The sequence below is a fragment of the Rhodopirellula islandica genome (assembly GCF_001027925.1).
GTDB lineage: Bacteria > Planctomycetota > Planctomycetia > Pirellulales > Pirellulaceae > Rhodopirellula > Rhodopirellula islandica.
This window is the reverse complement of record NZ_LECT01000031.1, coordinates 166,228-190,093: the sequence shown is the minus strand read 5'-3', so window position 1 is coordinate 190,093 and position 23,866 is coordinate 166,228. Positions and strand designations below refer to the sequence as shown.

General features: G+C 57.2%; 17 protein-coding genes and 1 tRNA gene. 7 read left to right on the top strand and 11 right to left on the bottom strand.

Annotated features, from left to right (window positions below):
* Nucleotides 1-111: 111 nt before the first annotated feature.
* Together RISK_RS16980 and RISK_RS16975 are read right to left on the bottom strand one after the other, a co-directional pair.
* Nucleotides 112-1,305: a trans-sulfuration enzyme family protein gene (locus tag RISK_RS16980; RefSeq protein ID WP_047815497.1), complete on the bottom strand. Its 1,194-nt coding sequence runs from the start codon at nt 1,303-1,305 to the stop codon at nt 112-114.
* Between the two features lies 1 nt (nt 1,306).
* Nucleotides 1,307-2,575 (bottom strand): trans-sulfuration enzyme family protein, encoded by a 1,269-nt coding sequence (locus RISK_RS16975; RefSeq protein WP_047815496.1) that lies wholly within the window; start codon nt 2,573-2,575, stop codon nt 1,307-1,309.
* 348 nt (nt 2,576-2,923) lie between these two features.
* Between RISK_RS16975 and RISK_RS16970 the strand changes: the two genes are divergently transcribed.
* From RISK_RS16970 to RISK_RS16945, 6 genes are all read left to right on the top strand, one after another.
* Entirely contained in the window at nt 2,924-4,324 is a 1,401-nt protein-coding gene (locus RISK_RS16970; RefSeq protein WP_236696385.1) for a hypothetical protein, read from the top strand.
* Between the two features lie 225 nt (nt 4,325-4,549).
* Nucleotides 4,550-5,512 carry a tryptophan--tRNA ligase gene (gene trpS / locus RISK_RS16965; protein ID WP_047815494.1) on the top strand — a complete coding sequence of 321 codons (963 nt, stop codon included), beginning with the start codon at nt 4,550-4,552 and terminating at the stop codon, nt 5,510-5,512.
* A 2-nt stretch (nt 5,513-5,514) separates the two neighbouring features.
* Nucleotides 5,515-5,892 carry a holo-ACP synthase gene (gene acpS, locus RISK_RS16960; RefSeq protein WP_047815493.1) on the top strand — a complete coding sequence of 126 codons (378 nt, stop codon included), beginning with the start codon at nt 5,515-5,517 and terminating at the stop codon, nt 5,890-5,892.
* A 344-nt stretch (nt 5,893-6,236) separates the two neighbouring features.
* The gene (locus RISK_RS16955; RefSeq protein WP_047815492.1) at nt 6,237-8,873 is read left to right on the top strand and encodes a DUF1592 domain-containing protein; all 2,637 of its coding nucleotides are present in this window, start codon (nt 6,237-6,239) and stop codon (nt 8,871-8,873) included.
* An 83-nt stretch (nt 8,874-8,956) separates the two neighbouring features.
* Nucleotides 8,957-10,378: a DUF1552 domain-containing protein gene (locus RISK_RS16950; RefSeq protein ID WP_047815491.1), complete on the top strand. Its 1,422-nt coding sequence runs from the start codon at nt 8,957-8,959 to the stop codon at nt 10,376-10,378.
* Nucleotides 10,379-10,855: 477 nt separating this feature from the next.
* Entirely contained in the window at nt 10,856-11,047 is a 192-nt protein-coding gene (locus RISK_RS16945) for a hypothetical protein (RefSeq protein ID WP_047815490.1), read from the top strand.
* 91 nt (nt 11,048-11,138) lie between these two features.
* On the opposite strand, the gene RISK_RS16940 is transcribed toward RISK_RS16945, so the two are convergent.
* From RISK_RS16940 to RISK_RS16930, 3 genes are all read right to left on the bottom strand, one after another.
* A complete protein-coding gene (locus RISK_RS16940; RefSeq protein WP_047815489.1) occupies nt 11,139-12,371 on the bottom strand; it encodes a DUF1559 domain-containing protein in 1,233 nt (410 codons plus the stop codon).
* An 848-nt stretch (nt 12,372-13,219) separates the two neighbouring features.
* Nucleotides 13,220-14,245, bottom strand: coding sequence for a Gfo/Idh/MocA family protein (locus tag RISK_RS16935; protein ID WP_047815488.1), 1,026 nt, complete (start codon nt 14,243-14,245; stop codon nt 13,220-13,222).
* Between the two features lie 66 nt (nt 14,246-14,311).
* Nucleotides 14,312-15,658, bottom strand: a complete 1,347-nt coding sequence (locus tag RISK_RS16930; protein ID WP_047815487.1) for a Gfo/Idh/MocA family protein — start codon at nt 15,656-15,658, stop codon at nt 14,312-14,314.
* Between the two features lie 425 nt (nt 15,659-16,083).
* On the opposite strand from RISK_RS16930, the gene RISK_RS16925 reads away from it, so the two are divergent.
* Nucleotides 16,084-16,833: a hypothetical protein gene (locus RISK_RS16925; protein ID WP_047815606.1), complete on the top strand. Its 750-nt coding sequence runs from the start codon at nt 16,084-16,086 to the stop codon at nt 16,831-16,833.
* Nucleotides 16,834-16,877: 44 nt separating this feature from the next.
* Here RISK_RS16925 and RISK_RS16920 read toward each other — a convergent pair whose 3' ends face one another.
* The 6 genes from RISK_RS16920 to RISK_RS16890 all read right to left on the bottom strand — a co-directional run bounded on the left by RISK_RS16920 (nt 16,878) and on the right by RISK_RS16890 (nt 23,832).
* Nucleotides 16,878-18,341: an SHD1 domain-containing protein gene (locus RISK_RS16920; RefSeq protein WP_102017614.1), complete on the bottom strand. Its 1,464-nt coding sequence runs from the start codon at nt 18,339-18,341 to the stop codon at nt 16,878-16,880.
* A gap of 2 nt (nt 18,342-18,343) precedes the next feature.
* Complete coding sequence (locus RISK_RS16915; RefSeq protein WP_047815486.1) at nt 18,344-19,867, bottom strand: DUF1570 domain-containing protein; 1,524 nt, start codon at nt 19,865-19,867, stop codon at nt 18,344-18,346.
* Between the two features lie 333 nt (nt 19,868-20,200).
* Nucleotides 20,201-20,947 carry an HIRAN domain-containing protein gene (locus RISK_RS16905; protein WP_083435014.1) on the bottom strand — a complete coding sequence of 249 codons (747 nt, stop codon included), beginning with the start codon at nt 20,945-20,947 and terminating at the stop codon, nt 20,201-20,203.
* Nucleotides 20,947-21,870 carry a HipA domain-containing protein gene (locus RISK_RS16900; RefSeq protein WP_047815603.1) on the bottom strand — a complete coding sequence of 308 codons (924 nt, stop codon included), beginning with the start codon at nt 21,868-21,870 and terminating at the stop codon, nt 20,947-20,949. The genes RISK_RS16905 and RISK_RS16900 overlap by 1 nt, the downstream gene beginning before the upstream one ends.
* Nucleotides 21,871-22,134: 264 nt before the next feature.
* Nucleotides 22,135-23,547, bottom strand: coding sequence for an arylsulfatase (locus RISK_RS16895; protein WP_047815484.1), 1,413 nt, complete (start codon nt 23,545-23,547; stop codon nt 22,135-22,137).
* 211 nt (nt 23,548-23,758) lie between these two features.
* Nucleotides 23,759-23,832: transfer RNA gene (locus RISK_RS16890), tRNA-Met, on the bottom strand.
* Between the last annotated feature and the right edge of the window lie 34 nt (nt 23,833-23,866).

Sequence of the window (23,866 nt, the reverse complement as noted above, 5' to 3'; positions counted from 1 at the left end):
GCAACGGGAGCCGAAAGTCGCTGAGCAAAGCGAACTCTTCCCCGCTTGGCGTCTCCTTCTCCGGACGAGTCGATCCGGTCCTTGGCAGGTCGCCTCCGGCCATGGAGGGGGTTAGGAAATCGCGGCGAACGCCCGTTCCAGGTCCGTTTCCAAATCGCGGGGCGATTCCAGACCGACGGAGAGGCGGATCAGCGAATCCGTGATTCCATGTGCAGCACGTGCTTCAGGAGCGTAAGACGCATGGGACATTGTGGCGGGTTGCTCGATCAAGGATTCCACTGCGCCCAGACTGACCGCGAGGTGAAACAATTCGGTCGACTGGCAGACCTTGGAAACCTGTTTCAGCGATGCGTTCAGTTCGAACGTGATCATCGCACCGAAGTGAGTTTCTTCCTCGTCGGGTTGCTGCTGCCCGAACAATTGGCTGGCCAAATTGTGCTGGTCATGCGAAGTCAGGCCGGGATACAGCACTGATCGGACCAGCGGGTGAGCTTCCAGCCACTTTGCCAATCGGAGTGCCGTTCGCGACTGCTCGCGAATTCGCAAGTCCAATGTTTTCAAGCCACGCGAGATCAGAAAGCTGCTCATTGGATCGAGCACCGCACCGGTCGCGTTCTGAATGAAATAGAGTTGGTCGTGAAGTTCAGAATCGGAGACGGCCAGCGTTCCACCGAGGCAGTCGCTGTGGCCGCCGAGGTACTTCGTCGCGGAGTGCATCACGATGTCGATGCCGAAATCCAAAGGGCGCAACAGCGCCGGGGTGCCGAACGTGTTGTCGACGCCGGAGAGGATTCCCTTGGATTTGGCCAGCCGAGCGATCGCCGGCAAGTCGGAGATCGTCATCCGAGGATTTCCGATCGATTCGGTCCAAATCAGTTTGGTCCGATTGGTGATGGCGTTTTCAATCGCACTCAAATCGGTGACATCCACCAGGCAGACTTCGATGCCGCTGCGATTGCAAATTTGGTGCAGCAACCGGTAGGCACCGCCATAGATGTCCGTTCCCGCGACGACGTGGTCGCCGGATTCCAACAGCATGGTGACCGCGTGGATGGCAGCCATGCCGGATGAAAACGCCAGTGTCCCGCAGGCGTTTTCGAGCGACGCAAGTGTGGTTTGCAGGCCCGTTCGAGTTGGGTTGCCGCTGCGTGAGTAGTCGTATTGGCCCCACTCGCCTGCACCGGGTTGGCGGAATGTGCTGGCAAAGTGGATGGGTGGGACGACGGCGCCGGTCGATGGATCAACTTCGTTGCCAACGTGGATGGCACGCGTTCGAAATTCGGCGTTTGGTTTGGATGGGTTCATCTCAGATCACCGCCAAAGCTTGGTCCAGATCCGCGATCAAATCCGCTGAATCTTCGATGCCACAGGAGTAACGAATCATACTGTCGGCGATTCCAAAGCTGGCTCGTTCTTCCGGTGAGTAATTGAAATAGCTCATCACAAGCGGTTGTTCGATCAACGATTCGGTGCCGCCCAAGCTGGGGGCGATCCGAGCAATTTTCGCTCCATCGACGACGCGTGACGTTGTTTTCCAGTCCGCATCCTTGACTGTGAAGGTGATCAAGCCGCCGTAGCCCAGCATCTGTTTTTTCGCGATCGCGTGAGAAGGATGACTTGGCAGGCCCGGGTAATAGACGCGTTCGATCTTGGGATGTTGATGAAGAAATTCAGCCACGGCTTGGCCGTTTTCGTTGTGACGCTGCATCCGCAGTGAGAACGTCTTCAATCCGCGTTCCAGCAAGTACATGCTGTGAGGAGAGGAGACGCTGCCCAAACATCCACGAAGAGCCCGGATGGGATCGAGCAATTCCTTGCGGCCCGAGATGACTCCCGCCAGCAAGTCGTTGTGCCCGCCCAAATACTTGGTCGCGGAGTGCCAAACGTAGTCGACGCCATGATCAAGCGGTCGCACGTTCATTGGAGTTGCCAAGGTCGCGTCGATCAGCGTTTCGATTTCACGGGCTTTGCCGAGCGCGACAAACTGTTCCAGATCGACGCAGGTCAAGTGCGGGTTGGTGGGCGATTCACTGACCAGCATTTTGGTGCGTGGCGTGATCGCGGCTTCCATGGCAGCGAAGTCGCCGGTGGGAACCTGTCGAGTGACGACTCCAAACTTTGCCAGGTGCTTGCCACAGAATTCCCGGCTGCGGTGATAGCACTGATCGAAGAAAATGATTTCGTCGCCGGAGGACAAGCGGCTCATCAGCAACCCGACGATTGCCGCCATGCCGCTGGAGTAAACCACCGCGTCTTCGGCGTTGTCGAGTGCTGCCAGTTTCTGTTCGACCAGCCGTTCGTTGGGGTTGCCGTAGCGTCCGTATTCTTCGCGCTGGTCGCGACCTTCAACGAAATCCAACAGTTTGTCGGTGGATTCAAAGGTGAAGGTGGAGGCCGAGTAAATGGGGGTTGTGATGGCCCCTTCGGCGTGCTGACGCGAGGGGGCATCCGGGGCAATGTTCCCGTGCACGCACTGAGTCGAGAGACCCGATGGCGACAAGCCCGTGGGAGAAGGTCCCGCGGCACGGGACGTTTGGTCGATCATTTCGACCGGATCGATGGCGATCGGTTTCATGTGTTGGCTTTTTAGCAGTGAGGCTGCAAGCGGCCGCAAATCCCTAAACAAACGTCAGAGTGGAGGGGATGCGATTTCTCCACGACGTGCATTCAGCCTAGCCACGGGGGAGGTTTTGGGCAACTGATTTTTTTGCCGACCTGGGACGCTTTTGAATGGGCCCGCCTGTTGGCTTTGGCAGTGGCCCAATCAAATCTTGGATCGCTGCTGTCGGAACGAGGTTCTTGGTACACTTCGAGGTACCCGATGGTCGTTCGCTTTCCTCTTTGTGCAAACCTTTCCCGTTAGGCAAACGTTTTGTTTTCAGCCCCCGCTACAACCGATTGGATTCGCCTTTTTGCGACACTGGTGGCTGCGTTGATGCTGTCGCCGGTGGGGGCATGGGGCCAAGCCGACGAAGGCCAGGACTCGCTCCCGAAGACTCCGCCCGCGAACACCGATCCAAACGACACGACCACCGATTCGGTGTCGACCAAGTCGTTTCGAAAAGCCCCGCTGGATCCCGAAAAGATCGCCCAAGTGTTTCGGGCTCAGGCGGTGTTTCCCAATGCAGCTTTACCGGCTGAAGCGGAGTTTGCCGAAGAGGAGTCCCAAGGCCCCGCGGCGGATCCGAACGACGCAGAGCCTGAGGTGGACGACGAAACGATTCGGCAAGCCAAGATAGCGGGGTTGATCGCTCAACTCGGTGCTCCCGAATTTGCCATTCGTGAACAGGCAACGGCGGGCTTGAGGATGCTAGGCGACGATGCTCTGCCGGCACTGCGAAACGCTGCCGTCGAACACGACGATTTGGAGGTTCGTTTGCGAGCCGAAAATGTGGCCTCGGGAATCGTCAGCAGTGCCGTGGCCGGGCGAATCGATTCTTTTCTGGATGGCCAGCCAGGTTCGTTCGAAGGGTGGGATGTCTTCCAGGAAATCTTGGGCGACGGTCCACGGCTACGGGAGGTGTTCATCGAAATGATGTTGCGACATCAGGATTTGGTCCAGTCGCTCGACGTTGGGACCGAGGCACGGATGAAGGCACTGGAAAAAGTGATCGCCAGGATCCAGCACCGTCAATTGCTGGAATCGCAGCTTCCCTCCGGAGCGGACGTGTTTGCGATGTTGCTGTGTTTCAACGATCACGACTTGAGGTTGTCCAATATCCACGAAGAAGCGTTGCTGCGAATGCTGCGGATGAGCGTCACGGCGGAGCTGGTTCGAGACGAACAGCTTGCCGGGCCGTTTCGCACATTGTTGGCGGGGTGGATCCAGCGGTGTGATCGAGCGAGTTGGCCGGAGGTGTTTTGGTTGTCGATGCAACAGAGCCTTGAGCGGACATTGCCTTTGGCGGAACGCGTGTTGGGGCTTCCGGATGCATCCATGGACGAGACCGTCCTGGCGCTGCAGCTGATCAGTCGGTTTGGCAACGAAAGCAACGTTGCGGCCGTTCGGTCGATGCTGGAAGACGATCGGGCGGTGACGGAATTGGAGTTCATCGGTGGGAAACAGGTCCGTGCCGAGGTCCGTGACCTGGCTGCCGCCACCATCATGATTCTCAAGCACAGGCCGCTGGATGAGATTGGCCTGAATCCGAACTCCCTGCATCCCAAAATCGGATTCATCCCGCGCGGGTTGGGCTTTCCAACGGACGATCCAGAACCGCGTTTGATGATGCTGAAATCGCTGGAGGCTGTGTTGGAAACAGGCACGGGGTCGAAACCCGAGTCACCGGAAACCGAGTCACCTGAAAACAGCGCCCCAGAATGATCTTGGACCTGGCAAGACGGGCCGTTTTTTAAATGAGGTTTATGAGGTCCGAGAGGGGAGTGCGCCCAGCGACGACTGCTACAAACCGCACCGACCGAGTTTGAATTTTGTGTCTCGGAGGACTCTTTGTTGGGGGGTGATCTCCCGAATCGGCTGGATTCGGTTAAGTTGAGAGGTTCCACGTTGCTTTCTTTGATCAAATTTTCTTCTTTGTTTGACTGACTTATGCGAGTGCTCTCGGGAATCCAGCCAACTGGTCGGCCCCACTGGGGAAACTACTTTGGTGCGATTCGCCAATACATTGATTTGCAAGAGGCCAATGAGGGCTTTTACTTCATTGCTGACTTGCATGCGTTGACCACGGTTCGCGAACCGGACGTGCTGCGTGAAAACGTGCTCAACGCCGCGTTGGATTTGCTGGCGTTGGGTTTGGATCCGGCGAAAGCCAATCTGTTCGTGCAGTCGGAGATTCCCGAGGTGACCGAACTGACTTGGTTGCTGATGACCGGGACATCGATGGGATTGCTGGAACGCTGTCACGCCTACAAAGAAAAGAAAGCCAAGGGGCTGGCCGCTGACGCTGGGTTGTTCACTTACCCCGTTTTGATGGCCGCTGACATTCTCGCCTACGATTCGCAGATTGTGCCGGTTGGTGTTGACCAAGTTCAGCACATCGAAGTCTGCCGTGACTTGGCGGGTTCGTTCCATCACGCGTTTGGTGAAACGTTTGTGTTGCCGAAGGCGAAGACCTTGGACATCGGGGCAAAGGTCCCGGGGACCGACGGTCAAAAGATGAGCAAGAGTTACAACAACACTCTGCCGTTGTTCGGTGACGTGAAGAAGATTCGCAAGCAAATCATGCGAATCGTGACCGACAGCCGTCCGATGGAAGATCCCAAGGACCCGACGGACGACCACCTGTTTCAGCTCTATCAATTGTTCGCCGCGCCAGCGGAAGTCGAAGCGATGGCGGCGAAGTATCGCGCGGGCGGTTTCGGATACGGCGAGATCAAAAAAGCCGTGGCGGAAGTCAGCGAGGAATACTTCGCCCCGGCACGAGCCAAGCGGGAAGAGTTGGAAGCCGACCTGGACACCGTGCGAGACGTTTTGGCCGAAGGTGCCAAGCGGGCTCGTGAGGTTGCAGCCAGCGTGGTCGAGCGAGCTCGACGCAATTGTGGGTTGCGTTAGTCATGGCAATCGTGGCAGTCGGGACCGAGATTGTTCAGTGCGCTCGAATCGCTCAAATGATTCAGCAGCACGGGGAGCAATTTCTGGAGCGAGTTTTCACGGCTGCGGAAATTGACCACTGTGCCCAACGGCCCGATGCGACGGGGCACTTTTCTCGTCGTTGGGCCGCCAAGCAAGCTGTCTTCAAAGCCCTGCGTTGCCACCGGCGTGGCGTCAGTTGGACGGAGATCGAGATCGCGACGCACGCCAGTGAGGGGCCGGCGATCACGCTGCACGGCATCGCAGCGGAACTGGCGGAGGAAGCTGAGATTGATGCCATTCATTTAAGCCTGGGCGGATGTCGCACTCAGGCAATCGCTTATGTCGTGCTCTGCGACTAAGCAGGTACGCAGGTGTCATCGGGTATGTGAGCCGTTTGGCGTTAGCCACGGTTCCCACGCAAAACCGGGGCTAACGCCCAAACGGCTCACAAGGTGAAACCCAATCATCCCTGCGTACCTGCTTAGTTGCCCTGTTTGCTCGTTGATGACGTGGTTCGGTGGGGATCCAGCGGATTGCGTGAGGCAGTGGATCAAGACAATGGATTGAGGCAACGGCCATGGGGGGATTGGCACAATCTGCATGCCGTTCGGTGGCGCTGTACAGTAGGGGGTGCAATCCACCTGGGTGTCTCCGTTGCTTCCAGAGAATTGTTCCAGGCACCCATGGCAAATGAGCAAACGCGATGCAGTGGAGACGACCGAGTTTCGTGATGTTGGTGTGTGGGGTGTTTGTGCTGATGCATCCACCGCCATCGCACGCGGCCGATGCGTTTCGAGTTAGCAATGGCCTGACCGCGTTCTATACCTTTGAAGCGGAACGTGGCGACACGATCAAGGATCGCAGCGGGAATGGAAAGCCGTTGGACTTGAAGATTGAAAAGGCTTCGGCGGTGGCTTGGGGCGAAGGTGTTCTCGAGGTGCGTTCAGCGACCAAAATCGAGTCCATCGGCTCGGCTGGGAAGTTGGTTGGCCAGGCGAAGCGTGCCAACGCTTTGACAGTCGAAGCGTGGATCAAACCCCGCAACACCTCTCAAAAAGGGCCGGCTCGCATTGTTTCGCTGTCAAACAATTCGGTCCAGCGGAACCTCACGCTCGGGCAGGAAGCGGATCACTACCAGGTTCGTTTGCGAACGACTGCAACCAGTGACAACGGGCTTCCTGAAACGAATAGCGGCACGGGCAAGGCGGAGACAAAGCTCGCCCATGTCGTTTTTACTCGTGCCAGTGACGGAAGCGTTCGTTTCTATGTCGACGGCAGGCAAACCGCTTCCAAAAAGGTGTCCGGAACGCTTGCCAATTGGGATGGTGACTTCCCGCTGGTCCTGGTGAATGAGCGAAGTTTGGGACGCCCTTGGCTGGGTGAGCTTCACCTCGTTGCGATTTATTCACGGGCGCTCAGCGGTTCCGATGTGTCGCAAAATTTTCGCGCTGGCCCAAACGCCGGGGTTGATCCACACGAAACTCAGCGACTGGCAATGGCTCGAGCTGAGCAGACATTTGCGACCAAGGTCGCCCCACTGCTGGCACGCAGGTGTTTGGAATGTCACGATTCGACGTTGAAAAAAGGCGATCTGGATTTGTCGCACAAACTCGCCGCGTTAGCCGGGGGCGAGAGCGGGAGGGTGATCGTTCCCGGGAGTGCTGAGTCGAGTTTGCTGTGGGACCAGATTGAATCAGGCGATATGCCGCCGCAGGGTCCGGGGTTGTCTGCCGCCGAGCGGGCGTCGGTCAAGGGATGGATCGATGGTGGAGCGGTTTGGTCGATCGACAGGATTGATCCTGCCGTCTACGCCTCCAATCCCGGTGCGAGTGACAGTTGGGTTCAGCGACTGACAACTTCCGAATACATCGAAACGGTTCGCAGTGCGGTCGGGGTCGATATCTCGAAGGAAGCGAAGCAGATGTTGCCTCCGGATCTGCGAGCTGATGGATTCAGCAACACGGCCTACAACTTGAATGTCGATTTGAAGCACATCGAAGCCTATTCGCAATTGGCGGAAAAGATCGTTCAGCAAATGGACATCCTGGAGTTTTCAAAGCGTTTTTCCAAATCGCAGAGTCTGAACACCGATGCGACTGCACGAGACTTGGTCGCGAAGACGGGGGAATGGTTGTTCCGTGGCCCGTTGGATGAGCGGGAGGTGTCCAATTACAGCGGGGTTCTGACGGCTGTGGCGAGTGCGGGAGGCAGCTTCGAGCAAGGCGTGGGGTTGATGCTGGAAGCGATGCTGCAGTCGCCACGCTTCATCTACCGCATCGAACAGCAGCCCAGCGGAGGCGGCAGTCAACGTGTCAGCGATTTCGAATTGGCGTCGCGAATGAGTTACATCCTGTGGGGTGGGCCCCCAGATTCGGAACTGCTGAAAGCTGCTCGCGAAGGTCGGCTGGCAGACGAAGGACGCTGCCGCAAGGAAGTTGAGAGGATGTTGCAGGACCGCCGAGCGGTCGAGCGGTCCAAGCAGTTTGCGACGGACTGGTTGAACCTCAATCGGCTCGCTCATTTGCAGCCCAACCAGAAGCGGTACCCTCAGTGGACGGCTGAGTTGGGCCGCGACATGCGAGACGAAACACTGGCGTATTTTGAAGAGGTTGTCTGGAAGCAGGGGCGGCCGCTGAACGAACTGTTCGACGCTCAGTTCACCTACGCCACGCCTCGATTGGCAAAGCACTATGGGTTGAAGCCTCAGGGCGATGGCCTGCGTCGCTACGATCTCTCGGACCAGCCTGCTCGCGGTGGATTGCTGACGCAAGGCAGTGTGCTGACGATCGGTGGCGATGATGCATCGATGGTCACACGCGGCTTGTTTGTGATGAGAGACCTGCTCCGAGGCGTGATGGGGGCTCCCCCGCCGGGTGTCGATACGACGCCAGTTCCTCCCAAGCCCGGCGTGACTCACCGCGATGTGGCGGAAGATCGCATTCGCAGCGAATCGTGCGGAGGCTGCCACATCAAGTTCGAGCCCCTGGCATTTGGCTTGGAACCGTTTGATGGCCTGGGGGCATTTCATCGCCAAGATGAATTTGGCAACGCTCTGCGTTCGGACGGGCAACTGGTAATCCCCGGCAAGGCCAAGCCGCAAAAATACGAGACTCCGGCCGAGTTGATGAAACTCTTGTCGAGCAGCGACCGTGTTCGCCAGACGCTGACTTGGAAGGTGACGCAGTTCGCTTTGGGGCGGCCATTGGGAGCCCGAGACGCAACTGAAGTTCAGCGGATTCATCAGGCCGCCTCCACCGCTGGCGGGCGTTACACCGATTTGATCACGGCTGTGGTGATGAGTGATCTGGTTCAGGAAGCTCGATCGCCAGACGAGCCATGACACAACTGTCACCCCGGTCACGAACAGCTGTGACCAGGGAATCTCCGCCCCACCTCGTTCCCTCGTTTTCAATCGGAACCGTCATGAAGAACAAGCTCATTCATCGCCGCACGATGCTTCGTAGCGTTGGGGCGGCGACGGTCGGACTGCCTCTGTTGGAGGAGATGCTGGCCTCGACCGCCAGGGCGGCGACGGCAACGCCAGAGACTCCAGTTCGTGCATTCAACGTGTTCTTCGGTCTCGGCATCCCGGCGCCCCTGCAAACGGAAGGTTTTCAAGGCGTTCTCGAACCGCTGCAGCCGCTCAGCAAAAAGTTGCTCATCATGCGTGGTGTCGACCAAGTCCGCTGTGATGAGAAAGGCATCAACGCTCACTACGACGGTGCCACTGCCGCGTTCACCGCTGAACCGCCGGACGGCGAAGCGAAGTCGGGCGGTCCATCGATTGACCAAGTGATCCGTCGAACGCACTATCCCGATGGGTTGCCAAAGGGAATGGTGCCAACCTTGGTCGGAGGAACCTTCTTTCGCAGGTCTCGCGTCGGACGCTATGTGCACAGTTACAACATGGACGGCACTGTTGCCGCGACGATCCAGGAAAAGCCTCGCGAATTGTTTGATCGAGTGTTCGGTGGCGTCGCCGTGGGCGGCAGTGATCGAAGTGAGAGATTGAAGCGAAGTGTGCTGGACACCGTCGTCGAAGACTATCGACATTACACGGGTGCGAACTCGCCGCTGGGGGTCTCCTCCCGATCACGTGTGGCGGACCACTTGGACCGGATCCGGGAGTTTGAGCAGCGAGCTTTTGCGATGCAGCACCAGCAAGAGAATGGTCTGCAGGTGCCACCGCGTTCGGCCATTCCACACGGCGGGCCTGCTGATCCTGGCGGGCAGGGCATCGACATCACGCTGGAGGAGCTGTCCTCCGAATGGCGGCTGCTGTCCGACGTTTATGCGTTGGCCGTGCAAATGGATCGCGTTCGCTTTGGAGCCCTGACATTCCTCGCCGCTGGCGAACGCATTCGGCTCACCGGCGATTATGAGTACGACGGTGAAAAACGGTGGGAATTTGACGACGCTGGGCAGCAGAACGCCAGCGGGGACCGAGGTTGCAGCCACGAATGGTGGCACAAGTTCAATGAGAAGAAACAAAACGAGGCCCTCCGTGCCCACGCTCATATGAAGATGCGGGAGGTCGCTTACTTCCTGAGTGCTTTGGACAGGGAGGATTGCCGAGAACCAAACGGACGCACCATCCTGGAGAATTCACTGATCACGATTTCGACGGAGTCAGGTGATGGGCGTCACAATGATGTGAAGCGAGAGCTGTCTGGCGTCTTCCACTGCATCACCGGTGCCAATGGTCGATTCAAAACCGGTCAAATCATGGATGTCGGGGCCGAGGGAATCGACGTTTACAACACCATGCTCGAAGCCTTTGGGACTCGGGATCGACTCGGTCCGAAGAAGCGAGATGCTCGCCAGATTGACTCCATCCGGGCTTGAGTAGGAATGTGTGGGATCAATCCCGTGCGCCGTTCGGGCGTTAGCCTGGGCTGCGAAATGTTTGCTATTGGCGTTCTGATAGCGAATGCAATTTTTCTTCCGACTTCTACTTTCTTCATCCCGGCAGGGATTCCAGATGGTAGCCGGGGGTTGCTGCATGGGACGTTCGAAAAATAAATGATGGCTGGCGTCTGGGTTTCGCCCCGGATGGGGCCGTCGTGCTTAGCTCGGGGCGGAAGCCCCGAGAGACCGATGCCGGAAAACAAACGGTCGCCCCGGATGGGGCCGTCGTGGGAGTTGGGGGCGTCCCTCGCTCATGCTTCGGGTTGTGATTGGTGGTTGCTGCAGAAACGGCCCAAAACCCAGCACCAGAAAACGGCACTACCTCCGAGCGGGTGAGGACAATTCTCAATTTCAATTGACTCTGCTAAGTTGGTCATCGATTGATCTCCCCATTCAACCTTTCGGTACAAATCGATGAAACAAGTTTTTCAAGGCGTTTGCTTTGCCTCTTTGGTCGCCTTCGGCGCCTGTGCATTGCCCGGTTGTGGCTCCGACGAACCAGCCTCGGTCGTGGATTCCACGGACCTCGACGCCATTGCCGAGTACGAACGAATGATCGCTGAAGAAGAAAAGTCTGCGAATGAAGGCATGGAAGCCACTCAGTAACCCGCTCACAACCGAGTTGTCCCAAAAGAAAACGCCACGTTGGAACTCAACGTGGCGTTTGCAGCAATTCAATGATGGGTGTCGAACGACCTTAGAATTCGCCGTCGATCACTTCGCGTGATGCACGGGATCCCAATGAGCCCCACAATCCGAATGGGCTTTTTGACCCAGGCTGATTGAGGTTGGCAGCGTTGCCGCCGAGGTGAACCACTGGACTGTTCTGGTTCCCGGCTTCGATTGAAGAAGTGATGAACTTCACGGCACCGTCGCCCATCAACACATGCACCCCACCCTGGTGACGACTAGAGGCGGTCATCAGCGAGGCACCATTGGAGTCATGAGCGACACACAGTGGTGCGTTGGGTGGCAAGATGGTGTGAACGTTCGATTGAGCGTTCTGGGAATCTGCCCAACGGTAACCACGGCCCTTGAGAACGCTTTCCAACCCGCTGTTGACCCAAAACTGTGGACGGGTTGGATCAATCATCGGCGACGTGTCTTCGATGCAAAGCTTGGGATTGTCACGCATCGACGCTTGAGCACCCTGACCGCCGGTATGCACTTTCCCACGGGTCCGATTGTCGCCGTCCCCCAAGTCCGTCGCGATCTCAGCCATTGCGATCGTGTTGGACAGGCCATCCAGCACATCACGGAACTTCGTTTGCGAATGCATTACAAAGAAACCGCGGTTGGCAGCACGTGAATTTTGGGCATAGGTGCTGGCATTGCCTGGATTGGCTGGACGCAACTTTCCTTCCATCGACCACCAAAACGAGTCACCCATCGACATCGCATAGTTCGTCCGACCAAGGCTGGGCAAACCTTCGCCTGGATCGCTCGGACAACGCAGAGTCGGGAGCTCCGTGGCCCAAGGTTTGTACTGGACATTGTCAGGGGCTGGTCCCATCGGAGGCCAAGGATTGGTTACCACGCCAATCGCTGCTCCCGTGTTGCCGTCGGTTCGCTCCGAGTTCGGGTTGGTGATCTGCTCCCACAAAGCTTGCTGCTCCATGAAAGGGGTCATCCCCACCAAAGCGTTCAATCGCCAGTAGTTGTGGGTCGTGTAGCTGGTCCACCAGTTGTGGCTGCCATCCCCGGCGTCGGTTCCCACACCATGCATCGGAGCCCCGTTGTAGGCGCTGTGGTAATTGTGCATCGCCAGACCGAGTTGCTTGAAATTGTTGCTGCAACTCATCCGTCGTGCGGCTTCGCGAGCGGCCTGAACGGCAGGCAACAACAACCCGACCAGAACGCCGATGATGGCGATCACGACGAGCAACTCGACCAGCGTGAAGCCGCGGCGAGAAGGGCTTTTACTTAACATGTAAACATTCCTTGGGTTCAATAGTGCTGTTTGGAAATATTATCAACCGAGCGAAACAATTCTCGCCGTTTGCATATGCGAATTTTTCACATAGTTTATATTCACTTGAACACCACTATCAAACCTTGGTGTCGATTGTTTTGCCAAAAACACCTAAAAGAAGGGGCCAAACCCCTCTTGAGGTAAGCCACCCACAAAGGGGCCCCCGGGACAAGAGACACTTTTAAACAAATCCCTGCATGAGGAGCCTGATCACCACCCAAACGGCATAACTTTTCTTGTCACGGGTTTCCGGGCACCACGACTTGCCGTTGTGGCGAGTGCCGCCTGCGAATTCGCGAGGGCAGAGCGAGTCACTGGACCTCCTCGGAACACTGGAGGCGGTGCAGCTCTTAAGTGCTGTGTTGCCAAGCGTTTATCATCACCCTCCCTCTGGGAGGGTCGAGCGAGGCGAGGGGAGGGCTCAGCATTGGATCCAGCGCGTGCCCCTCCCCGGCCCGAAGTGGGCCGACCCTCCCAAAGGGAGGGTGAAATCTAACCGCGCGAACTCCTTCGTCGGGCGGGGTTCTTAAGACGTTACTGGAACAGCACGTAAGAACTGCACGGCACTTCGTTTGGCGACAGGTGGGTGAGCGACGTCAGAGTCGAACCGTTGTCCTCAACTGTTCCTTCGGGCAACTCTCAAACGCCAAGCCTCATGGCAACCAAGCCCATCTCCAACCGTTCGCGTCACATGGCTCGACGACAGCGACCGACCACGCAAACATTTGGGGACAAATGTTCTACTCTCATTCCAGACGCCAGTGATCGATCCCAGCGATGCCAGGCTTAGGAGGCGTCCATCCGCTTCACTCAGAGAGCGACTGGTTCAGCTCGCCGGCTTTGACTTGGGCCGCTTGCATCACGGTCTCAATCGCGACCGGAATGCCACCTTGGCGTTTGCTTTCGAAAGCGGCTTGCATGAAGGCGTACAGCTCGATCGTTTCCGCGGATTCGATCGGCGATTCGCCGGTGCGGAAGAATTTGGCGATCTCGACGAGCAAGGGGCGGTAACCGTCGTACTTTCCAATTTCCTGAATGGCCTTTTCTCCGTAGACCATTCCGCCGTAGCCGGAGCTGCCGGCTCGGATCCCTCGAAACGTTCCGATTCGTCCGTCATTCCAACGGCCGACTGCAAATTCAAAGTCCTCCGTCGAAGTGTGGGAAACCGTCTCGCACCCCACGCCCATGCAGGTGTAAAGGGTTTCGACGCCATGGATCCCATACCAATACAAGTCCACGTGTGACGGCTCGATCTTGCACGGGCTGTGTGCGCTGCACCCCAGCACCTTGCCCACGGAACCACCACGGATGGCTTGGGCGCCGTGGCTGTAACGCAGCGAAGAACTCGAGAACATCGGCACCTTGTAGTGCTTCGCCGCTTCGTAAATGGCAATCGTTTCGGCCAGGTTCGCCCCAACGGGTTTGTCGATGAACACCGGCTTCCCGGCCGCGAAGACCTGCAACGCTTGTTCGTGATGCAGCGTCCCGTCGTTGGTTTCGAGCAACACGCAGTCCACCTTGGACAACAGATCGCTGATTGAATCAACAATCTCAATTCCCATCGACTTCAGCTGCTCGGTGTAGCCGGGGATTCGGCTGCTGCTGGACTCGATCGTTTTGCTTCCGTAGGGATAGGCGGCAACGACGCGAAAACCAGCCAACGGATCATCGCCCGAGCGTTCGGCGTTGAACTCTTTCGCAAACGCTGGCGAATGGGACGTGTCCAAACCAATGATGCCAATTCGAACCGGTTCCTCCGCCGACACCACCGAGACAGAAGACAAAGCACTCAAGCAAAGAAACATTGCAAAACCAACCACACCAGCACGCATAGAACCACTCAGAAAACAAAGAAGAAAAACCAGTTGAATTGACGAAGCCGAGCCAACCGCAGCGACTCAGACCTTTGGCTCCCAGCCGGGTTCATACTCTCGTCCCCACAACGCCAATGCCTCGGGGTTGCCGAGCGGTTTGCCGCTGGCCGGGTCAATTTCCAACTCCGACGAACTGCGGTAGGCCATGTTGCCAAGGTGACAAAGCAACGTGCTCCGATGGGCTTCCTGAATGTCCGCATTGGGGCGTCGCCCGGTGCGGATGGCGTCCAAGAAATCGGCAAGGTGGCTGGTGTCGCCACCTTCACCGTTAACGGTTTCGATTTCTTTATTGCGGTCATCGAACCGAGTGAAACCGTTGCCCCGGACGATGATGGAACCTTCGCTGCCGTGAAAACTGACTCCCACCGCTGCGTCATGAGGCCCCAAGGGCGACCAACTGAGCCCTTCCCAGGTGGCCGTTTTTCCTTCGGGAAAATCGTACGTCACCATCATCGTGTCGGGTGTTTCTTGATCGTCGTCATGACGGTACTTGCCTCCGCCCGCCCGCACTCGACTGGGTGTGGTGACATCCAATCCCCAACGAGCCAAATCCAAGACATGGATGCCATTGTTCCCCAGTTCACCGTTGCCCCAGTGCCAACGCCAGTGCCAGTTGTAGTGAATCAGATTGTCCACGTATTCGCGTCGCGGAGCGGGCCCTTGCCACAGATCCCAGTTCAACCAATCCGGTGCAGCGGCCGTCTTGCCATGCCCGATCGATGGACGTCGGTTGTTGTACCAACTGCGTGAATAGGAAACCTTGCCGATGCCTCCCGAATGGACGAGATCAATGGCCTGCATGACGGCCGGCCAACTGCGACGCTGTGACCCCATCTGGACCACTCGGTTGTGCTTCCGTGCCGCCTGCACCGCCAAGACGCCTTCTTCCGCAGTCTGGCTGCATGGTTTTTCAACATAGACATGCTTCCCCGCCGCACATCCTAAAATCGTCGCGGGCGCGTGCCAGTGGTTGGGCGCGGCCACCACCAAGGCATCGATGTTGCCTTCATCGAGCATCTTTCGAACGTCAACGAAAGTCTGGGGGCGATGGCCTTGGCTGTCTGCAGCGGAAGCCGCCACCTTCTCGGACGCCCTCGAATCCACGTCGCAAATCGCGACCACATCAGATCCGGGGTCTTTGATGAACCCTTTGGCCAACGCGGCACCGCGATTGTTGACCCCCATGATCCCAACTCGGATGACTTCGTTGGGCGACTTCTTGGCCGATGTTTCGGCGAGCACAGGACGAGCCGCGACGGTCGCCCCCAGGGCCGCCCCCGCCTTCAAAAACAAACGACGATCACGCCTCCGAAGGTTTGGTTGCGCGGGCAAAGAAGACTGCACATCAGGATGCTGAGAACGCTTATTCATGGCGAAATCCTTGGTTGGATCGAATCTCCCATCCTTTCATCACACAACACTTTCCAAATCACACCGCAAACGAGCATGCGAAACGAAAGCGGGGGCAGTGACGATCGGTGGGCGGTCTTGGATGCTTCGATTTCGAAGCGTCCAGGATCAATCGATCAAAGAGGCGGGCGGGTTGGGTGGGAAACCAGAATCAGCCTTCAAGCCGACTCGGCGAGGCATCCGCCAACGTTTGACTGGTGAGCCGGATGCATCGTGGTTCAACATTGTAAGCAAAATTGATGACGGTTTGGTTTCCGATCCTCCCATTCACCGAATGCATGCTCACAATCGTCCCCTGGAAACAAATCGCGGTTGCCAAGAGATTGGGACAACCGCCGATGACTCCATGTCCCCTCAACGACCGCCCAAATGGCGACATCAGACCAATGAGCCTTCCCAACTCAACGTCCCACCCGGGCGACTCATCCGGCACCATGATGGATCACTTGGTCCTGTCGTACCTGGACATCCGCCGGGCGATTGGATGGAGCGGTTTGCTGCTGCCATTGCTGCTTGGTCCTGGAGGGATGCTGTTGGGCATCGATATCCAAGAGAACATGAGCAGCTACTATCACACGCCGCTACGAGACGTGTTCGTGGGAACGCTCTGTGCGATCGGCATTTTCCTTTTCTGCTATCGCGGGTACGACCGAATTGAAAACTGGACTGCCAACATCGGTTCGGCTGCCGCCATTGGCATCGCACTCTTTCCTCTGGACTATGGCAGCGATCCGTTGATTCAGAAATCACTGGTGGGCTACGTTCACACCATCAGTGGCGGTGTTTTCTTTGTCACCCTGGCGTTCTATTCCCTGTACCACTTTCCCCGTGATTCCCAGCGAGAAGCGGAGTCCCATTTGTTCGAACGATCGTTCGCTTTTCGAACCAGCGGCTTGGTGATTCTGTTCATCACGTTTGCCATGGGCGGTTACATGGTGCTGCTCCCACAAGACTGGAAGGACTGGCTGAACGGGTACAACTTTTTGTTCTGGGCCGAATGGATCGCGGTGTGGGCCTTCGCCAGTTCTTGGCTCGCCAAAGGCCGCGTCATCGTCACCGAGATCGGTGTTGAAATCCTGGCCTATTCCCGAAAAATGGTGCTGCAGCACGGTTTGGGAATCAAAGACAAACCGTGAACAATGGCAGGGCGTGCGAGAAGACAAACCAGGTGACACCGCGATCAAGATCCCTGATCCCGCACACCAAAGGTGCGAGCGAACTCAACGTCCTCGTCACTGAGTTTCTCCAGCGGCACCGAAATCACTTGTCGAGTGTCCAACCGCAACAGCGAAACCGATGCCTGATCGACCGATTGCAACATCGCTTGGATCGTGAACGAGCCGCTTGGGTCCGACCACTCCCGCGGGAATTTGGTCGCTGCTTTCCGAATCGAATCCCAGCGACTCAAAATGGACTCGAAATGAATGTCCTCCTTCCAATCGGATTCGTCACGGAGTCGTTCTTCGAGCAGACGCTGCAACTTTGAATTCGCTGGCGGCGGAGCGCTGTTGGAAGCGATCTGCACCAACTGAACCCCCACAGCCAAATTCGGGCGGTAGCTGCTTCTCTTTGGCCGAGGCTCCCAATGCTTCGTCATCTCCGATTGCTGCTTCATGGTCAATCGCGGCAGATTGCTGGCGTCAAAAGCATCCATCGTTGGCAACAGGTCATTGTCGAACAGCATCGCTCGAACGGGGTCGAGATAGTGAAAGCCGATTCGCAAGTCGAATTGATCTGCTTTGCCAACATAGCTTGCACCTTCGATCTGGTAGTCCACGCTCCCGGCGTACGGCATGCCCATTTCGGTTGAGAACTCCCACATGCCCGACCCCGAAAGCGTCAGCTTGTTTCCCGCCGTCACACCACCCGATATCTCGACTTCACGATCAAACGCCAGATGCGCATCCTGCGATGACTCGCGAGGCGTCAGCAACGAGAGAACGGACAGGTCTGACTTGGCCACCTGATCACTGGACGAGGAAACCAAATTCAACTTGCCGACGCTTCGCGTGCTGAAGCCGGACTGTGTCTTCCCGTCCTTTGGCAGTTGCAGAAACACCAATCCCGCAACGGGACCCGCGGCGAAGGGCAGGGTGCCGACGCTGCCTCTGCCTCGCATCGCTCCCGACCGAGTGCAAGTGATTTCTCCCTCACAAAATTGAAACAGTCCTGGATAACGTTCCAACTCGTAGAGAATTCGGCGTTGCTGTTCCTTTTGAACCGCCGCGGCTCTCTGACTCGCCACCTGCTGAAGGCGAGCCATCCCGGGATCAGGCGGCGCCGGGCCAAAGTGATTCGATGGCCCAGCCTCGTACGATTCCCGAGTGCGTCGGTGATAGGTCGCCAAAGCTTCCTTGCTGCTCATCAATTTGTTTCCTCGGAATGGAATCGTCCGGTAGGTTCCCGACCATTCATTCGAGTCCGACTCGGAGACGACAAAACGCAACCGACATCGCTGTCGGACTTGGATTGGATTCCGTTCGCCTTCGGTTCGTTCCATGATGCGGAATTCAATGCCGTAATCAAACGTTTGCCCGGCCTTGGGAACGTAGGCGACATCCTGCCCGGGCAGGCTCCCACACGCGACGCCCAACCACACCATCCAGCCTGCCGCGACCCAGCCGCATTTTGTTCGAGTCTGCATGCTCACAACTCCTCCGCCAATTGTTCCATGTCCGTCTTCAGAGTTCGCATGTAGCGTCGCCACTCCAATTCCAATGTGACTTGATCGCCAAAGCACTCACCGAAGAGCTCCACCAACTTGATGGCTTTTTCCTTCGGAGGAGTGTCAGCGGGAATCTTCCGCGACTTGCCATAGAACTGAATCAATTCATCGAATCGTTCCGTGAACAAATAATGCGTCAGCGCCCAAGCCTGCCCGTACGCGGGCAATTGATCTCCGAGCGCCGTCTCGACGAGGAACCCCAGGTCCGAAACGATGAACTCCACACTGCCGCGAATCGTGTCGCCTTCCAAGGCACGGTAGTAACTGATCCGACTTTCATCGACGACGCCGACGCCGCTCCACACCGCCAACTTGGACGATTCAAAGTACGACGCCAAACCTTCGTGGACCCAACGAATGAACACCCCGTCGCGTGGGAACAGCCCCGTGTTGGCCGCCAAATGGTGAACCGCCTCGTGGGAAACCGTCGCCACATCCTCGCTCTCGTGTTCAATATCAACCAGCAACGAAACCGTGTTGGCAAGCCGAATGATGTTGGCAGCGTTGGGACTGCGATTCCGCCGGGCCTGCTCTTTCAATTCATTCAGTTCGTCCGTCAACTCAATGAGATACTGAAAGACCTCGCTGGTCCCGGAGTCGTAGAAGAACGAGATATTTTCGTCGGGAAGATAAAAACCAGCGACCTGCTTGAGCCCCATTTCAAGCCGTCGTTCCATCAACAAGAAATCCTTGTGCTGCGAGAACAAGACCGCGTTGAGCGGTTCGCTTGGCGGTTTCAAATAAAAACCACGCAGGGCAAACGTCAAAAAGTACGACTCGTAGACTTTCTCCAACAACTCCAGACGCATCTCCGCCCGAGTCATCTTGGTCACCGCATCCTTTTCGGTTTGAGGGTCGTGGAACAATGCAAAGTGCCTGCTCCGCGACATCTCCATCCGACTCCCACCAATCAGGTTTCGAACGTGAGCTTCGCTGGCGGAATCATTGGGAACAGCCCGATTGATGTGCACCATCAAAGACGCCAATTTTTTAATTTTGACATCGGTCGGATCCAGCTTCCAAGCATCACTCAGCAATGACTTGCACTCCTTCAGCATCCCATGCTGAAGCGCCCACTGGGCCAACTGGATATAGTTGTCGACCGTCTTCTCGCGGAGGATCTTCCCCGACTTGCGTTGGAAGATGGTCTGCCGGGTTGGCGTTTGAATCACCTTCAAATCACGAGCGTTGAAATACAGCGACCCGCGTGGATGACGAAACGTGACCGTGCCGCCCGGGTTGTAGTTCGTCTTGCCTTCCAACAACAAACCCGCGTCCGTTCCCGGGATCTGATAAATCGCATAGTCCGCTTGCACGGCCCTCGAGAAACTCGCCAAGCAACCACCTGCCACCAACCAAACGATCAGACTCTTCAGCAGCCCAGATCGTCGCCTACGTGTCCCCAAACTGCTTGGCAAGTCAGTTTCATTTGGATTGCCCGCCATCTTCGTCTCCATCACCACGAATCGCTCGTCCGCCACCCAAGCCCCCGTTCAGCTCAAACAAAACAGCCCGCAAGGTGTGGTCGGCATCCCCTAAAAAGGAGAGATTGTAACTCGTCCGCCCCGCTTTGTTGCTGGCAGCCGCCACGAAAAAACGCGACAGCGATTGAGCCAGATGGAAACGACTGGGCGAAACGACTTGGTATCCGCAGGGATCGCTTTGGAACGGACTCGATCCTGTGCAAGTCCTCTGGAGCGATGTCCGGGCCACGGGCCGTCGCTTAAACCCAAATCAGCGTCGGTTGCGTCGAAATAAAATCTCGGAGCGATCATGCGTCAGACCTTGCAACCGTCCACCAACGGCTGGAAGGTGTCATCCTGACATGGCTGAAAACCCGGCGGCCAGCATGCGTCCAATCGGCACAGCAATCGTTGTTGGGTCGGAGCGTCCGGGTTGATTCGCTCGACCGTCAGCTTGATTGTCGTCTCCGGACATTCTCGAATCAGTCGTCCAACGTCCGCAGCCAGATACTTCGGGACGTAGCCCAGCGGTGTTTCGCCCACGGAAATGGCCACTGCATTGGCGTCGTTCGGATTCTGCGGTTGCGGCCGCAGCGTCACACGATCGCCGATATGCAGGTTGTCGAGCACCGGTGCGGCGTTGGGCAAATGATAGCGAACGCCATGAGCGAAAAAGTAATTGACGTAACACCCGTGCGAATCGGGAACCGGTTGCGGGAACACCTCGACCGAATCGGTCTGCTTGCGTCCTTCGGTGCGGCCTAATAACACCAACGGTTGTGGCGGGTCGTCGGGATCAAATCCGCTCCAGTGCAAATACTTCCGGTACTCCGGTCGCGACTTGGGCAACAATCGATTCTCGAACAACGGAAACAGTCTTCGCGATTCGTAGACGCGGCTCAGATCCTCCATCCCGCTGAATGGTTCAAACCCCGGCAGCGTCATCGCCCCCCGCGTGTAGCAAAACGAGTACACGCCACTTGACTGCGACAATCGTCCAACCGGTCCCCAGACCGGATTGAGTGTCTCGGCTCGCCAAGCGACATATAAACGAGGATTCATCAGGAAAAGTCCGTCTCCAAAATTCGTCGTTGATTGATCAGCAATAATTCGACCGTGAAATTGCGAGCCACATCGGTCATTCGAGTGGCAGGAACGCGGCTCGCGATCGACTCGAGCTCTTCTCTCGTTACCAAACGCAGTCGCTCACGCCAAGCCGAGGCCGCAACAGGACATCGTTCCGCAAACGCCACGAAGGCGTCCAGTGTACCCAACACCCGTTCGTCGGTTTCGCGACCGTACAGCGAGGATCGGGCTTTTGTCGCGAAATTCTCGACGTTGTATCGCGGATCGGGGCCATAAAGACGACGCTTCCGTTTCTCCTCGGGTTCGTTTCGGGCGAGTGCCGCGCCGTGATCAAATGTCGGGGCGAGCGACGCCTGCCGTGCGCGGATCGCTCCCCAGTTTTGATGATGCCGATCCTGGTTGGCGATCAACACATCCAGCATCAAATATCCACAAAAGACATCGACCGCCGACCGCACGCCGGAAGGGAGATCTCGGCAGAACGAATGGTCTGGAAGGTCGAGTTTTTGTGCCGCGTTTGCGACCGCTTCAATCGTGTGCTGTCGCACCCCGTATTTCTCGCCGTCATCTCTTGGGTAAGTCTCGTCATACTCGCTGAGCAATTGATTTCCGAGATCCAGCCGTTTGGGTGCGTCAGCGATGTTGGGACAGATGACGCCAGGAGTCTTCGTCGGCACCTCTACCGCCAACTCGTAGTGAACGTGCGGAATGCCGAGTAGCTCACAAAGTTCACAGGCAATTCTTTCGGCCCAGTCCTCCCCGGTATTGCGTTCCTCCGCCTTGAACAACCACTCCGTCGATTCTCCCGGACGTCTGAACCAGAACTTCCGTTTGGTGCCAAGCTGTTCCAGGTTGCGAGCAAGATCGCGATCGACTTCGAAAATGGGAAACGTTGTCATCGGAAAGCCAAATGGGTGCGACGGGTTGCAAACTGCTTGGCAAGTCAGGTTCATTTGGATTGCCCGCCTTCCACTTCTTCATCACGACGAATCCCGCGTCATCACCCCCAGACCCAGTTCAGCTCGCACAGAGCAGTCCGCAAGGATGCGGTCGGCGCCACCTAAAAGGAGCGATTGTAACTCGCCCGCCTCCACGTTTGTCGCTGACAGCCGCCACGAAAAAACGCGACAGCGATTGAGCCAGATGGAAACGACTGGGCGAAACTACTTGGTATCCGCAGGGATCGCTTTGGAACGGACTCGATCCCGCTCGACACTATCGCACCACTGCTTGAGTTCACGGCTGAGTTGCCGCGCGACGTCGGGGTGCTTGTCCGTCACATCACGAGACTCGGTCGGATCGTTTTGCAGATCGTAAAGCACCTCCGGTTCGGTCGAATCCTTCAGCTTTGCACTGCGAGTCACAAAGGGTCGCACGAGCTTGAACTGGCCCCGGCGAACCGCTGCGTTGTGGGTGTAATTCGGATGCGCCCGATTCCATTGCCAGAATCGCGTGGTGGAATGACTGGCCGAGGCATTGTTCAGCACCGGCACAAAACTCTCCCCATCCACTTGGTTGTTCGTGGGCACCTGGACGCGGCAAAGATCCAAGATCGTTGGCATCAGATCCACAAACGTGACCATCTGATCTCGCTGGCCCGGCGTGAACCGATTCGCCCAACGAATGAACAAGGGCACGCGGATGCCGCCCTCATCGACTTGATACTTCGTGCCTCGCAACTCATGATTGAATCGCTCACCCGTCACCGGGTCGGGGCCGTTGTCACTCGCAAAGATGACAATCGTGTTGTCGGCCAGGCCCAAACCTTCCAACTCGGCGAGCAGTTCGCCAATCCCTCGATCCATCACCTCGATCATGGCATAGATCGTCGCCGTCGATTCATTGAATCCCTGGTCAAGATAACGTGCGATGATTTCAGGCGGCGCCTCCAACGGACGGTGCGGTGCGTAGTGCGCCAGGTGCAGGAAAAACGGATGCTCCTGGTGTCGGTGCACAAAATCGATCGCTCGGCGAGTCAGATCATCGGTCAGATACTGATCTTCCACGTCGCTGATCGTTCGCTGCTGCGAGAATGGATACTTGAAATAGTGGACGTCGTCGGAACCAAAGAAGCCCTCGAACTCATCGAAGCCGCGGTCCAGCGGATGAAACCCGTCGCCTCGTCCGGTGTGCCACTTGCCAACCAAACCGGTCGCGTAGCCAGCCTCGCCCAAGACATCGGCGATCGTCGTTTCATCACGCCGCAGGCGGGTCATCTTGGGGTACTTGTTCATGTTCAGCGTCACCACGCCGGTGCGGTGGGGATACCGTCCCGTCAGCAACGCTGCTCGCGCAGGTGCACAAACACAAGAACCACTGTAAGCCTGCGAAAACTGCACCGACTGCTTGGCGAACCGATCCAGATTCGGCGTCCTTGTCCGCTCGCCATCGCCGCCCGCCAAGTCACCGATCGCGAGGTCGTCCGCCAAGATCAAGATGACATTGGGTTGTCGACTCGTTGCCGTCCCGGGGTTCGCCTGCGCCGCGGCAACGCCCTCGCCAGCCAAAACCTGTGCAGGACATTCCGAAAGCAAGAGCCAGACAGAAGCGACAGCCACAAACGCAAAAGACTTCATTTGAGTTCCGGAGAGGCAGAATTGATCGATCGAAGTGTCTCAATACACGGCTTTGTCATCCGTCGGGGAGCCGCCCCGTGACGGAAGCTAATCACTCGCTGGCTCCAGAGCAATCATTGCCAGCCCTCAGAGACGCGAGCGCACAAAAAAAGCCAAACGCCGCGATTCACGGGGTTTGGCTTGGATTGTCTCGGCCGAGATGGCCTAAAAGTAGCGGCAGAGGGACTCGAACCCCCGACACGCGGATTATGATTCCGCTGCTCTAACCAGCTGAGCTATGCCGCCGCTCGAAATTGAGTTTCGAGAGGGCGAGAATGTA